14 protein-coding genes and 1 pseudogene are annotated in these 13,439 nt (G+C 70.6%); 5 read left to right on the top strand and 10 right to left on the bottom strand.

Annotation, left to right across the window (positions count from 1 at the left end):
• Positions 1–361: 361 nt before the first annotated feature.
• Positions 362–760, bottom strand: a complete 399-nt coding sequence (locus ABTY61_RS39085; RefSeq protein ID WP_350509980.1) for a hypothetical protein — start codon at positions 758–760, stop codon at positions 362–364.
• A 92-nt stretch (positions 761–852) separates the two neighbouring features.
• The gene (locus ABTY61_RS39080) at positions 853–2,319 is read right to left on the bottom strand and encodes an RICIN domain-containing protein (protein WP_350509979.1); all 1,467 of its coding nucleotides are present in this window, start codon (positions 2,317–2,319) and stop codon (positions 853–855) included.
• Between the two features lie 946 nt (positions 2,320–3,265).
• Here ABTY61_RS39080 and ABTY61_RS39075 point away from each other — a divergent pair.
• Entirely contained in the window at positions 3,266–4,705 is a 1,440-nt protein-coding gene (locus ABTY61_RS39075) for a ricin-type beta-trefoil lectin domain protein (protein ID WP_350509978.1), read from the top strand.
• Positions 4,706–4,708: 3 nt separating this feature from the next.
• Here ABTY61_RS39075 and ABTY61_RS39070 read toward each other — a convergent pair.
• Positions 4,709–5,095 (bottom strand): annotated as a pseudogene (locus ABTY61_RS39070) (IS21 family transposase); the annotation flags it as partial.
• A gap of 85 nt (positions 5,096–5,180) precedes the next feature.
• Positions 5,181–6,104 (bottom strand): oxidoreductase, encoded by a 924-nt coding sequence (locus ABTY61_RS39065; protein WP_350509977.1) that lies wholly within the window; start codon positions 6,102–6,104, stop codon positions 5,181–5,183.
• A gap of 79 nt (positions 6,105–6,183) precedes the next feature.
• On the opposite strand from ABTY61_RS39065, the gene ABTY61_RS39060 reads away from it, so the two are divergent.
• Positions 6,184–6,777 carry a TetR/AcrR family transcriptional regulator gene (locus ABTY61_RS39060; protein ID WP_350509976.1) on the top strand — a complete coding sequence of 198 codons (594 nt, stop codon included), beginning with the start codon at positions 6,184–6,186 and terminating at the stop codon, positions 6,775–6,777.
• 171 nt (positions 6,778–6,948) lie between these two features.
• Here the strand turns inward: ABTY61_RS39060 and ABTY61_RS39055 are convergent, their stop codons facing one another.
• Both ABTY61_RS39055 and ABTY61_RS39050 read right to left on the bottom strand, forming a co-directional pair.
• Entirely contained in the window at positions 6,949–7,599 is a 651-nt protein-coding gene (locus ABTY61_RS39055; RefSeq protein WP_350509975.1) for a response regulator, read from the bottom strand.
• Complete coding sequence (locus tag ABTY61_RS39050) at positions 7,571–8,725, bottom strand: sensor histidine kinase (protein ID WP_350509997.1); 1,155 nt, start codon at positions 8,723–8,725, stop codon at positions 7,571–7,573. Before ABTY61_RS39050 ends, ABTY61_RS39055 begins: the two co-directional genes overlap by 29 nt.
• A gap of 134 nt (positions 8,726–8,859) precedes the next feature.
• Between ABTY61_RS39050 and ABTY61_RS39045 the strand changes: the two genes are divergently transcribed.
• The 3 genes from ABTY61_RS39045 to ABTY61_RS39035 all read left to right on the top strand — a co-directional run bounded on the left by ABTY61_RS39045 (position 8,860) and on the right by ABTY61_RS39035 (position 11,251).
• The gene (locus ABTY61_RS39045; RefSeq protein WP_350509974.1) at positions 8,860–9,597 is read left to right on the top strand and encodes a class I SAM-dependent methyltransferase; all 738 of its coding nucleotides are present in this window, start codon (positions 8,860–8,862) and stop codon (positions 9,595–9,597) included.
• Positions 9,598–10,233, top strand: coding sequence for a DedA family protein (locus ABTY61_RS39040; protein WP_350509973.1), 636 nt, complete (start codon positions 9,598–9,600; stop codon positions 10,231–10,233).
• Between the two features lie 82 nt (positions 10,234–10,315).
• Complete coding sequence (locus ABTY61_RS39035; protein ID WP_350509972.1) at positions 10,316–11,251, top strand: CAP domain-containing protein; 936 nt, start codon at positions 10,316–10,318, stop codon at positions 11,249–11,251.
• A gap of 48 nt (positions 11,252–11,299) precedes the next feature.
• Here the strand turns inward: ABTY61_RS39035 and ABTY61_RS39030 are convergent, their stop codons facing one another.
• The 4 genes from ABTY61_RS39030 to ABTY61_RS39015 form a co-directional block, all read right to left on the bottom strand.
• Positions 11,300–11,503 carry a hypothetical protein gene (locus ABTY61_RS39030; protein WP_350509971.1) on the bottom strand — a complete coding sequence of 68 codons (204 nt, stop codon included), beginning with the start codon at positions 11,501–11,503 and terminating at the stop codon, positions 11,300–11,302.
• 97 nt (positions 11,504–11,600) lie between these two features.
• Positions 11,601–12,227, bottom strand: a complete 627-nt coding sequence (locus tag ABTY61_RS39025) for a class I SAM-dependent methyltransferase (RefSeq protein ID WP_350509970.1) — start codon at positions 12,225–12,227, stop codon at positions 11,601–11,603.
• Complete coding sequence (locus ABTY61_RS39020; protein ID WP_350509969.1) at positions 12,224–12,811, bottom strand: hypothetical protein; 588 nt, start codon at positions 12,809–12,811, stop codon at positions 12,224–12,226. Before ABTY61_RS39020 ends, ABTY61_RS39025 begins: the two co-directional genes overlap by 4 nt.
• Positions 12,812–12,852: 41 nt before the next feature.
• On the bottom strand, positions 12,853–13,083 hold the full coding sequence (locus ABTY61_RS39015) for a hypothetical protein (protein WP_350509968.1): 231 nt from the start codon (positions 13,081–13,083) through the stop codon (positions 12,853–12,855).
• Between the last annotated feature and the right edge of the window lie 356 nt (positions 13,084–13,439).

Here is a 13,439-nt window from a genome sequence, read left to right as displayed (position 1 = left end):
CTGCCTGCGCGATCACCCCTCCTGTATCGAGCAGGTGGTTCAGGTTCAGGTCCTGCGTCGAGCAGGTGGTTCAGGTTCAGGCACGGATTCCGCGTGGGTGACCTGCGCGCCCTCACGGTCTTTGCCAGTCCGCGACCGGGACTCGTGCGGACCCTCTCCCGGTTCCCGCGCGAACGGGGGCGCTACCTTGCCACCATGTGCATCTCGACCAGTGAGGCCGCGTTCTCCGGCACGATCGTGGACGGCGGTCGTCAGCACCACCCCGTGCACGGCCTCATCCATGTCCTGGGCTAGCAGAACACCGCCGCCAACCTCGCGAGCGGCCCGAACGCACTGCGGCTGCACCTGCCCACCGAGAGTGTCACCGGGCACCTCGATCCTGTTCACCGACGTCCGTGTCTTCGCCTCCAGCGGCAGCGAGCCGTTCGACGGCGAGGTCCTCGTGCGCGGCGAGCGCATCACCGACGTCCGGCGCGGCAGCGGGGACCTGCCGCGCGAGGGTGTGCGCGTCGTCGACGGCGGCGGGCAGTTCCTCAGGTCCGGCCTGCGCGACGCCCACAGAGATCGCCGTCACCGGGGGCGAACTCGTCGACGGCATCACCGCGTTCGCCGACGGCCCCGAGGAGATGCGCAAGCAGGTCCGCCGCAACGTCGCCCACGGTGCCGACCTGGTCAAGCTGAGCATGTCGGGCGAGGAGATCACCGGCAACAAGCACGCCGAGGACAACGACTTCTCCGACGAGGAGGTCCTGGCCGCCACCACCGAAGCCCACCGCCGGGGTCTTCGGGTGTGCCGACAAGGGCCCGCTCCGGCCAACGTGGTCGTCGGGATCGAGACGGGCCATGGCAACGTCAGGAGACCTGCCAGCTCTGGTTCCGGCCACCGTTGCTGTCCCAGAGGGCGAGCGTGGTGCCCTGGGTGGTGGAGTTGCCGGGGACGTCGATGACCAGGCCGGCCGCCAGGTTCTTGAGGGCGAAAGCGGAGTTGGCGGGGTCGGTGTAGTTGCCGACGGCGTCGGTGGTCCACTGCTGGGTTGGGGAGCCAGGGGTGCAGGTCCATTGGACCAGTCGGGTGCCGGCCGCCATGGCGTGCCCGGCCGTGTCCAGGCACTTGCCGCTCAGCCGGTTGACCACGGTGTAGGTGTTTCCGGACACCTGCTGGAGCGTCCACTGCTGGTTGGTGCCGCCGTTGGCGGGCCACTGGACGATGGGGCTTCCGTCGGCGGTGGAGGCGCCGCTGTCGTCCATCAGCATCGAGCTGTTCGCGTTGGTCAGGGTCCGGCTGCCGGTCGGCGGCAGAGAGGCGTTGGCGGTCCAGGTGCCGGCTGAGGTGTCCAGCGACCAGGAGTTGAGCCAGCCCACGTCGGCGGTGGTGCCGGACAGGGTGAGCGGGAGCCACACCAGCGGGGAGTTGCCGAGGTCGCCGGCGGTCCAGCGGTCGGCGGCGAAGACGTAGCTGGCGGCGGAGCTGCCAATGACCGGGATGATGTTCGCGGTCTGCGAGTTGTAGGTCTGGGTGCCGGCGGGGGCGAAGGTGGTGAAGGCGGACCAGGGCCCGGACAGGGAGGTGGCGGTGGCGTACACGTTGTCGTTGGTGCTCCAGCCGCTCAGGTGCGAGCCGAACAGGTAGTACCGGCCATTGGCCTTCACCAGGGCCGGTGCCTCATAGTCGCCGACCAGCGCCACTGACGAGCTGACGGAGAGGTAGTCGGCGGACAGCCGGTCGATGCGCAGCCCGTTGGCCCGGTCCTCGGTGAGCAGGTAGGCGGAGCCGTCGCTGTCCTGGAACAGGCCGATGTCGCGGCTCTGGAAGCCGAGCGGTTGGAAGCTGCCGCGGTAGGTGTAGGGCCCGCACGGGGTACTGCTGGTGGCGACACCGACTTTGGCCTCGGCGTAGGAGGCGTTGTCGATGTGCAGGTACATCACGTAGGTGGCGGTCGATGTGTTGTAGACGACCTTCGGCCGCTCGACGATCCGGTGGGGGCCGAGGTCTCCGCCGCCCTGCAGGCTCAGTGCCTGGCTCTGGTAGGTCCAGTGCTGCAGGTCGGTGCTGCTGTAGCAGGGGATGTCCTTGAAGCTGGTGTCGCCCGAGGTCTCGCCGCTCTTGTCCTCGCCGAAGCCGTACCAGGTGCCTGCGGCCTTGACGATCCCCAGGCCGTGCAGCTGGAGTCGGTTGCCGTTCTGGTCCGTCCACGCGGCGGCGGGGGTGAACGAACTGGGCGTGCCGGCATGGGCGGTGATGGAGAGGGAGGCGGAGATCGCGATGGCCGTCGCGGTGGCGGCCGCGAGCCGCAGCCCGCTGCTGAGACGGGTGGTCATGGTCGGCATGGGGCCTCGTCTGGTGGGTGGTGGGCGGAGGAGTGTGCCGGCTTCAGGCTTCGGCGCCAGATGACGGGACCGCACAGGTGCAGGCCGACCTCCGACGCCAAGGAGACCAGTCCCCGGCACAGTCGGCGACGAACAGGCAGGGCAGGCAGCCTGAACTCCCTTGTCCATGCGGGCGGGTCGTCAAGCCGTGCAGGTCGATGCCCGCCTCGCGGCGCGACCGCCGGCCTTGTCGACACAGTCGACCACACCCGATCAGAATGGCACACAATCAAACACGGAGAACAGGGAACTACTTCAGGAGCACACCGTCAAGAGCTGCGACAGCCTGTCGGCCGGACACTGCACCGTGACGCATGAATGACCGATACATCCCATGTCTACAGCTTGCGTCGAACCCCTTGACCCTCCCGTTTGACCAGGGCATGCTCTCCAGCGTCTTGACCATCCCGACAAGCAGGACACCGAGCCGCACACCGAGGGGCGTCGGGAAAGCCTCTCGCCATATCCATCCCATGTCATCTCGCCGCCATGGCATCGACTGGCTTGCAAGAATCAGCGCAGAGCGGCAAACAGAATCAAACGCAAAACAACTTGACGGCAGGTCAGCCATGCGCGGCGTCCGCGAGGGCCCATCGCCGCCGCACCTGACTGTCCTTGAGCACGCGTAACACCTCCGGAGGGCCCACACGTCTTGGACTGCTAGTTGCCGCGGTGGCGGTGGCCATCGCGTCCGCTGTTTGTGCGCGGCGCGGCGCGGCCGGACCCGGCTCAGGCGCTGGTACTCGGACAGCGGGGTCTCCTGGCGCTCAGTCTGGCCGCGGTGATGTCGACGTGGTCCGGGTCCCGCTGCCCGGCCGCTCCGACGACACTCCAGGTGAGCCGCGACCGCGCCGGCATCTCACCAAGCAATGCGAACCCTGTTCCTGAAGGAGAGTTCATGAAGACCCCTGAAATTCGGTTCCGGCGCTTGACACCGCTCGGCCTGATCGTCGCGATGCTGCTCGGCCTGCTCGGACTGCAGGCGGCGACCGGAACCTCGGCGCACGCCACCACCAGCCAGCTCCACGGCGTGAACTGGGCCGACCCCAATGACAACTTCGTCACCGGGAACATCACGCCGGTCGGCCTGTCGAACACGGACGACTATGCGACGACGTACGCGAAGGCCACCCCCATCCTCAAGGGCTTCCAGGCGCTGGGAGCCAACACCGTACGCATGGCGTTCAACCGGGCGACCGTTTCGGGCAGTTGGTGGAACAGCTACACCGCCGCGTTCGATGCCGCCAACGCGCTGGGCATGAACGTCGTGCTCACCCCGTGGCTGCAGAGCGGTGTGATCGGGGACACCACCTCGTTCTACGCGATGTGGGACACCGTGATCAACAAGTACGCGGGCAACAGCCGCGTGTACTTCGGCATCATGAACGAGCCGTGGGGCTACAGCAACGCCGACGAGGACAACATCGCGGCGGCCTGGGTGGCGCACTACTCCCAGGTACCCCGTGGACGGATCATCGTGCCCGGCTCCTGGGAGGGGAACCTGTGCGTCGTCGGCGCCGACCCCCGCCTCGACGGCACCCTGCTCTCGCTCCACGACTACACCCTCGGCGGGGAGACCCACCCCACCGAGGCCGACTGGATCACCAGCTTCGAGAACAACGTCTGCGGATACGACAGCCGCGCCGTCCTCACCGAGTTCGGTGTCCCGATGACCACCGGGGTGAACTACGACGGCCCCCGCGACGGCATCAACGACGTGTCCTTCCTCTACGCGCTCACCGACACCGTGCGCAAGCAGGGCATGGGCGCGATCCTGTGGACCGGCGTGAAGTCCGCCGACCAGACCCAGGGCCCCGGCCCGTGCGAGAACGCCTCCTGCGCGATCACCTCCCTCCAGGGCACCGCGCCGAACTACACGCTCAGCATCACCAACCAGTCCGGCCTCGACCGGCTCCAGTACGCCTGGGGCGGCAGCAACACCGGCACGACCACCGGCCCCGTCCACGCGGTCGGCGCCGGCAAGTGCCTGGACGTGCCCGGCGCCTCCCAGACCAACGGCACCGTGACGCAGACCTGGGACTGCACCGGCAGCGGCAACCAGACCTGGACGCACACCACGAGCAACCAGCTCACGGTCTACGGCGGCGCGAAATGCCTGGACGCCGCCAAGAACCAGACGACTCCCGGCACCCCGGTAGAGATCTGGGACTGCAACGGCGGCACGAACCAGCAGTGGACCCTCAATACCAACGGCACGATCACCGGTACGCAGTCAGGGCTCTGCCTCGACGTGACCGGGGCGTCCACCGCCGACGGCGCCAAGCTCGAACTGTGGACCTGCACCGGCCAGAGCAACCAGCAGTGGACCCTCGGCTGACGCCACCGCCTCCGGGAACCACAGGTCGCACCGGGTGATCTGGCCGGGTTCGTAGGTGACCCGGTCGACCGGGTCGATGCCGACGGACTCCGGCCGGATCTCGGCCGGCTTCTTCGTCAGCGGCGAATTCGAGTACGGCCACTTGATCCGCTCGGCGATCACTGGTGCCGGCATCGTCGTCCACTTGTTCAACAGGCCCAGGGTCTGCGGCTCGAAGGCGTCCGGTACCCGTCGGCGCGGGGCCCGTTCGTACTTCGGCGGCCGGTCCGAGTTCAACGCGGCCCGCACCGTGTTCCGGGCCACCCCCAGCCGCCGTGAGATCTCCTTGATGGGCACGCCCTCTGCTCGATGCAGCCGGCGTATCTCCGCCCAGTCCTCCACCGTCAGCATCCTCTTGTATCGAGCAGCCTCCGTGACACCGAGTGCGGCCACCTGCCCCGTCGCAGGTGGCCGACTCGATGGGTCGGCCACGGTTTCAGGATCGAACTGCCACAGTCGGCTCCGGGAAGGTGACGCCGGTCAACTCTTCGGAGACGCTCCACAGGCGGCGGGCGGTGGCCGGGTCGCCGGCCGCTGCCGAACGGCCGACCAGGCAGGGGGCGCCGCGCATCTCGAACATGCCGTCGGGGCCGACGTAACTCGCTCCGGGAAGGTCCTGGACGGCCGCGTAGAGGGTGGGGAGTGCGCCGGCCTCGCCGTCCTGGGCGATCAGCCTGTTGACGAGACGGTAGAAGAGGGTTCGCAGGAGGCTGGCGTCGTGGCTCTGGAGATTGGTGGCGGCCAAGCCGGGGTGCGCGGCGAGGGCGCGGACGGGCGAGCCGGCGGCGCCGAGTCGTCGCTGGAGTTCCAGGGTGAAGAGCAGGTTGGCGAGCTTGGACTGGCTGTAGGCGGTCAGCGGGTTGTACTCGCCGGTCAGGCTGAGGTTGTCGAAGTGGATGCGGGGACTGCCCGGGGCCTTGTGCGCCCCCGACGACAGGGACACCACGCGGTCGGTGATGTGCGGCAGCAACAGGTTGGTCAGGGCGAAGTGGCCCAGGTGGTTGGTGCCGAACTGGGTCTCGAAGCCGTCCTTGGTGCGGCCCTCGGGGACGTTCATGACGCCGGCGTTGTTGATGAGCAGGTCCAGGTCACCGTGCCAGTCAGCGGCGAACTGGCGCACGGAGGCAAGGTCGGCCAGGTCGAGCCGGCGGACCTCCACGCTGCCGTTCACCGTCGCTGCTGCGGCTTCACCGCGCTTGGTGTCCCGTACGGCGAGGACGACGTGGGCGCCTGCGGCGGCCAGGGCCGTGGCGGTGGCGAGTCCGAGGCCGCTGTTGGCGCCGGTCACGACGGCGGTGCGGCCGCTCTGGTCGGGGATGTCGGTGGTGTTCCAGGGCTGGGTGAGCATGTTCTTTGCCATGACCTCAATGTATGCACTGATCACAATGTAGGCAACGTTAACAATGTATTCATCGCATACACCCGGCTAGGCTGTGGGCATGACGAACCGCCCCTACCACCACGGAGACCTCCGAGTCGCTCTGCTCGCGCGAGCCGAGGAGACACTGCGCGAGAAGGGGGCGTCCGCACTGTCCCTGCGCGAACTGGCCCGCGAGGTCGGGGTGAGCCCCGCCGCGCCGAGTCGCCATTTCAAGTCCAAGCAGGCACTGCTGGACGCCCTGGCGCTGACCGGGTTCGAGCGGCTCGCCGAGGCCATCGCAACGTCACAGGAAGGCGCTGATGAGGCGTTCGCCGACCGGCTGGATGCCGCGGCCCGTGCCTACGTGGGCTTCGCCGTGGCCAACGCCGCACTGCTCGATCTGATGTTCTCGGTCAAGCACAGCCCGCAGGCGTCGGAAGCACTCGGGGCGACCGCCCACCGATGGTCCGATCAACTCCTGGAGCTGATCGGCGAGGGGCAGCGCCGGGGCGAAGTGCGCGGGGGACCACTCGAACGGATCGCCCTGCCGGTCGTCGCGGCACTGCACGGCTACGCCGGCCTGACGGTAAGCGGCGTGCTACCGCCGGAGGCGGCTGAGCACGGCTTGGACGACCTGATCGCGGTCATCCTGCGCGGCAGCGCGCCACAGTAAGAAGCCGCGCGGACAGGCGTCGATGGCCTGGTGGACAGGTGGCGACGGGGCAGGTTCCGGATCCTCGAGGTCCTGGTCTCGGGTCACCGTGTGCTTCGGCGACCGTGAGTCCGTCACCGGGGCGTCCATGAGGTCAGTGCCCCGACGTCCTTCAGTGCCCTGCTCGTTTGCTCAGGTGGGCAGTCCCGCGTCGCGGGCCAGCAGGGCGGCCTGGACGCGGTTGGTGACGCCCAGGGCGGTGAGAATACGGCTGACGTGGGCTTTGACGGTGCTTTCCCGCATCGTGAGGCGGGTGGTGATGTCGGCGTTGGTCTCGCCCTGGGCGAGCAGGGCCAGAACGTCCAGCTCCCGGGGAGTGAGCCGCTCCAGCCGGGCCCGCGCGGCGGTGGCCTTCGGCTGGTTGCCGGCGTGGTAGCGGTCGATGAGTCGGCGGGCCGCGGCGGGGTGGAGCATGGCGGAGCCGGCTGCCACCAGGTGGACGGCGCGCAGGATCTCGGCGGGATCGGTGTCCTTGAGCAGGAACCCGTCGGCTCCCGCGGCGAGTGCGTTGTAGACGTACTCGTCGAGGTCGAAGGTGGTCAGGGTGATCACCTTGGGCGGGTGGGGAAGGGCACGTAGCCGGGCGGTCGCGGTGATGCCGTCCATGCGCGGCATGCGCACGTCGACCAGGGCCACGTCCACGCGATGGGCGCCGGCCTGCTCGACGGCGTCCAGGCCGTCCACGGCCTGGGCGACGACCTGGATGCCCGGGTCGCCGTCGAGCAGGTCGCTCAGGCCGAGGCGGACCAGGGCGTCATCGTCGACGATCATGGCGCGGATCATGTGCGGGTGCCGTTCTGTGCGATACCGACGGGGTGGGGGATGCGGGCGGCCAGCCGCCAGGCGCCGGCGCCGGCGGGTCCTGCGTCCAGGTCGCCGCCCAGCGCGCTGACGCGCTCGCGCAGACCGACGAGCCCGTGCCGGAAGTGCCGGGGACGCCAGGGGTGTTGGTGACCTCGATCAGGGTGGCGGGCGGGCGGTAGTCGACCCGTACGGTCACCGCGGCGCCGCCCGCGTGCTTGCGGACGTTGGTCAGGGCCTCCTGGACGATGCGGTACGCGGCCAGCCGGTGGGTCGTGGGAGCCTGCTCGGGAACGCCGTCGACGGTCAGCTCCACGTGCTGCCCGGCGGCGCGTGCCTCCGCGACCAGCTCCCGGACATCCCGTATCGCGGGTGCGAGCGCCGCGCCCTGCGCCGCGTCCGGTTCGCGCAGGGCGCCGAGCACGTCGCGCAGGTCGGCCAGGGCCTCGGCGGAGGTGGCACGCAGCAGCGCCAGTCGCTCGACGACCGGCGCGGGCAGGCCGTCGCCCCTGGTGGCCAGCACTCCGGTGTGCAGGGCGATCAGGCTCAGCCGGTGGGCCAGAACGTCGTGCATCTCCGCGGCGATCCGGGAGCGTTCGGCGGCCCGGGCGCTCTCCTCCCGCAGTTGCGACTCCGTGCGCAGGTGGTCGACCTCGGAGGCCAGCGCCTTCACCAGCCGCCGCCGGTTGCCCTGCCACAGGCCGACCACGAACCCGAACAGCAGGACGAACAGGGCCGACACCCATCGCCGGTCGGCCCACAGCGACGTGGCCTGGACACCGAGCAGGTTGGCGCCCAGCGCCACGACGACACAGCCGAGGGCGACCCGCATCCGACGGGCCACGGCCAGGTCGAACAGGGAAACAGCCAGCAGCGGAGCCAGCAGCCACCCCCACCACGCCGTCCCCGCCGCGACCACCCACGGCGCGACGGACCACCGCAGCCGGGGCACCACCAGCACCACCGCGCACACCAGCGCGGCAGCGGTCACCGGCACCACATACCGGCCGCCGGATACCAGCGCAGCATTCACCGCGGCGCCCGCCACCAGGAAGGCCACGAACCCCGTACGCCCGACCGCCGCCCACACCGGGCCCTTCCACCACATCACCCGGCCATGCTAGGCAGTCCACCGCGGTTTCCGGCCAGACGAAAGACCATGCCGACCCCCTACTTTCGTCGGCCATCCCCGGCGCAGAACGGAGGATCCGAAGGACGAAGCCGCTCCGTAGCGTCGAAACCATGAACGACTGGACGACCTCGCACCAGCGCGCCACCGCGCAGCGCCATGCCGAAGGCTGGATGTTCCTCATCGAAGCCGCCCGCGACCTGCGCACCACCGGCGCCGTCGCCCCCAGCGGCAAAGCCCTCGCCCACGCCCTGACCGAGCCCGTCCGCGCCCGCTCCCCCCGCCCGCTGGCCGTCCTGGAGGCAGGCGCCGGCACCGGCGCCGTGACCCGCCACCTGATCCCCCGCCTTCCCCGCGGCAGCCGCCTCGACATCGTCGAGGCCAATCCCCGCTTCGCCGACCGGCTGCGCACCCTCGCCGCCGGCCACCCCCGCACGACGTCCCGGTCCGCAGACGTCACCGTGCACCAGGGCCTGGTCGAGGACCTCGACACCGACCGGCGCTACGACGTGATCGTCTCCGGCCTGCCGCTGACCAATTTCACCCCCCGCACCGTGGAACGGATCATGGGCCGCTACATGGAACTGCTCCACCCCGGCGGAACCCTCACCTACTTCGCCTACCTCGGCACCCGACGCGCCCGCACCCTTCTCGCCTCCCCCTCCGAAGCACGCCGGCACGCCGCCGTGGACCACGTCATGACCGCCTACCAGCGCCGCTACGCCACCGCCCGCTGGAGCGTGTGGGCCAACCTGCCACCCGCCCACGTCTGGCACCTGCAACACCCCCCGCTGCCTTCCCAGCCCTGCGCCGACGGTCAGCAGCACCACCCGGACCAGGTGAGTCGATAGATGCACGTCCTGACCGACCTCCTCGCCCACCTCCCGGCGCCGGCCGCCTACGGAATGCTGGCCCTGGCCGTGCTGACCGAGTCGATCCTCCTGGTCGGCGCCTTCGTCCCGACCCTCACCCTGATGCTGACCGCCGGCGCGCTGGCCCGCGCCGGCCACATCAGCCTCCCCCTCGTCATCGCCACCGCGGCCGGCGCCGTCATCGCCGGCGACCTCCTCGCCCACCGCACCGGCCGCCTCCTCGGTCAGCGGCTGCGCACCGGCCGCGCGGCCCGCCGCATCCCCGCCCCCCTCTGGCAACGCGCCGAGGCCCTCACCGTCCGCCACGGCGGCCGAGCCGTCCTGCTGGCCCGCTTCATCCCCGTAGTGCGTACCCTCGCACCCCACTTCGCGGGCGCCACCCGCCTGCCCTACCGCCGCATCGCCCCCTACAGCGCCACCGCCGCCTGCCTGTGGGCCACCGCCGAAGCCGGTATCGGCTACGGCGCCGCCGCCTCCCTCCAGCGAATCGTCACCCTCGGCGGGCCCGCCCTTGCCGTCGCCGGCCTGATCACGGCAGGGTGCGCGGCCTTGTGGATGAAGAAGCGCCACCGCCACCCGCACCCGCACCCGCACCCGCACGACGCCCGCCGTTGATTGTTTGTCTACCCGTCTTTGTTGTCCTGCTCTTCGTCCGCCTGCACAGTCGCACGCGGTCCACCGAGAGCAGGAGATCCCGATGTCCCAGCCGTCCCGTCACACCCTCCTCCGTCCGGGCACCACCCGCCGCCGTACCCGGCTGGCGGCCCTGGCGCTCGCCGTCTCCGCGATATCCGCGAGCGGCGCCACGATGCTGGCGGCGCCGGCGAACGCCGCGACCGCCGGTGTGGTCGAGCAGATGGTCACGATCCAGGACCACCAGAACCACCACTCGCTGGCCAGCTCCGACGGCGAGGGCTCGCGGATCATCGCCCGCGGCTACCAGGACGCCTCCACCTCGTTCTGGATCTCCAACAAGCCGGGCGACCGGGTCGACTTCGCCCGCAACGTCAACGGCACCGAGCGCGTGCTGGAGATGGACACCCGGGACGGCCGGTCCACCCAGTTCATCCACTGGTGGGCGGGCGACAACCAGCAGTGGACCCTGGAGTCCGCCGCCGAGGGCGGCACGTACCTCCACAACGCCAAGGGCAACGGCTGTCTGACGTACCACGGCCTCGACCAGGAGGTCACCGTCGAGGGTTGCAACGGCAGCATGTCCCAGCGGTTCGACCTGGTCGGGTCGGGCACCGGTACGAACCCGGGCCCGGGCCCGGTCACCTCCGACCAGCAGCGCTTCCTGGACCGGCTGAACGCCCTCCGCGCCCAGTACGGCAAGGCGCCGGTGCGGTTCAACGCGACGCTCGCCCAGGCCGCGAAGTGCAATGCCGACCAGATGGACCAGCGCCGGGTCTCCGGGCACTTCTGCGACTCGTCGCGCGTCGCGGCCGGTCTCGGCTACACCGGACGGGGCTTCGGCGAGATCGCCTTCTACGGGCCCACGAACATCGACGCGGCCGTGGACGGCTGGATCAACTCCTCGGGCCACCTGGCGATCATGATCGGCGACTACAACGAGGTCGGCCTGGCGCGTACGGGCGCGGCCTCCTGGAACGCCGACTTCAGCACCCGCTGACGTCCGCCGGGAGCGGTTCCCGAACCCGGGAACCGCTCCGGGCAGGCCCTACCCGGCGTATCCCCGGTGGACGGCGATGATCAGCAGTACCCCGGCGGCGGCGAAGGCCACCCCCGCGACGACCATCCGGGCGGTCGAGTGCCGCAGCCGGGGCACCTGGGCCGCGACCGGCCAGATCCCGCCGAACACCGGTAGCAGGCCTGCGACTTGGGCGAGGATCAGGCCGGTGTGGTGCGCCGGCGCAGGGCTCATGTCCGGATCGTCCCGCCCGTGGGGGCCGGTGCCAAAAGATCCGGTGCCAAAGAAGGTCCGGGGCCAGAAGGTCCGGGGCCAGAAGCGGCCCGGGCGCCTACCGCCCGCGTTCGAGGACCAGTTCGGTCCAGGTCACACCCTCGCGGGCGTGCGGGTCGGGGTGGGTGCCCTGGTGAAGGAGACCGAGGCCGTGGGCCCGGGCGTGGGTGACGGTATCGGCGGCCGGGAGGTCGAACATCCGGCGGCCTGGCGGGACGGGGCCGTGGCGCAGGGTGAGGGCGAGGCGGCCGCCGGGGGCGAGGAGCCGGGCCACGGCCTGCATGGCGGGCGGGCGTTCGGCGGGGGTGAGGTGCATCCACACGGCGGTCAGCAGGATCAGGTCGTACTGCTCGCCCTCGGCGCTGAGCAGGGGCAGTGCGGGCAGCGCGTCGGCGATCCAGCGGATGCCCGCGCGGGGGTGCAACCGGGCGGCGACGGCCCGTAGTTCGGGTGTCGGCTCGACGGCGGTGACCTGGTGACCGAGGGCGGCAAGGGCAGCCGCGTCGCGGCCGGTGCCCGCGCCGATGTCGAGGACGGCGGCGGGCGGGGCCGGGTAGAGGTGCAGCCGGGCGCGGTGGACGTCGGCGAAGTCCACGCTCTCGTACTGGACGGCGAGTTGCTCGGCCGCTTCGCCGTAGCCGGCCGTGCCGGGGGCGCGCGTCTGGCCGGTCATCTGGTCGGTCATTCGGACTCCCGGACGATGATGGCGTCGCCGGCGGCGGCCGCGACGGCGAAGAAGTCCCGTAGTTCGCGAAGGTCGTGGACGACGCGGGCGGCCCAGGACTCGGACCAGGGCGGCTCGGAGCCGAGTTGGGCGACCCGGCGGGCGAGCACCGTGTCCTGTTGGCGGACGAGTTCGCCGAGTGCCGAGTCGCGCAGGAAGGTGAACGCGGCGGCGACCTGTTCGGGGCGCAGCACCAGCATCCCTGCGTCTCCGTGCTCTCCGGCGCCTCCGCGATCGACTCGATCTCCGCGGTCGACTCTGTCTCCGCGGTCGGCTCGCTCTCCGCCGTCGATTTGATCTGCGCGGTCTGTACGCGTGCCGCCGTAGACGGGGAGCCGGGCGGCCGGGTCGGGGTGGAGGCCGTTCTCGGTGAGGGCGAGTTCCATCAGGACCGCGGTATGCCGTACGCCGAGGGCGAGTCCGGCGGCGACGAGCCGGTCGTAGCGGACGTCGCGGCTCCGGGGCACGAGTTCGCCGAGTTCCTCGGGCGAACAGGCGTCCACGGCCTGGCCTGGCAGGCGGCGCCAGAAGTGATCCACGCTCACCCGGAAAGCGTAGCGAACGCGGGGGCCGGTTGATCAGTGGCTCAGGCCTCGCCGGGGTGCCAGACCGGCCATTCCCAGGGGCGGTCGGCCCAGTGCACCTTGGCGGGGTCACGTGGGTCCAGGTCGGGGAAGAGCTGGTGGAGGCGGGGTTCGAACTCCTCGGGGGCGAGCGGCTCCCAGCCGTGCCCCTCGAAGTGGACGAGGCGGTAGCGGCTGTCGGTCCGGAATTCGGCGACTTCGACCAGGTGTGCGGACGTGCTGTTGGTCTCCATGACCCCCAGCATGTGGCGCGATGGCAATCAGCGCCCGTTCAGACCCCTCTTCCGGGTCATGTCCCCGCGTCGGCGCGCTCGTTGAGCACGGGAAAGGTACGACGGGGGGCGGCGCTGGAAGGACGAGCACATGACTGGGCAGCCCACCGGAGGACAGTGGCAGTGGCCGTCGAACGCCTGGCAGCCGCCGCCCGTCCCGATCCCACCTCAGGCGATCCCGTCCCAGGCGGTCGCGTCGCAGGCGGAGCCGTTCCGGGTGGATGCCGCCGCACGAGCCGGACGCGGCCTCCGCAGAGGACCACGCCATCCACAACGACGAGCACCGACGTGTACTGGCGGCACTACAGAAGCTGACC

This window comes from Kitasatospora sp. NPDC096128 (assembly GCF_040303105.1).
Taxonomy (GTDB): Bacteria; Actinomycetota; Actinomycetes; order Streptomycetales; family Streptomycetaceae; genus Kitasatospora.
This window is presented reverse-complemented; position numbering and strand designations above follow the sequence as displayed.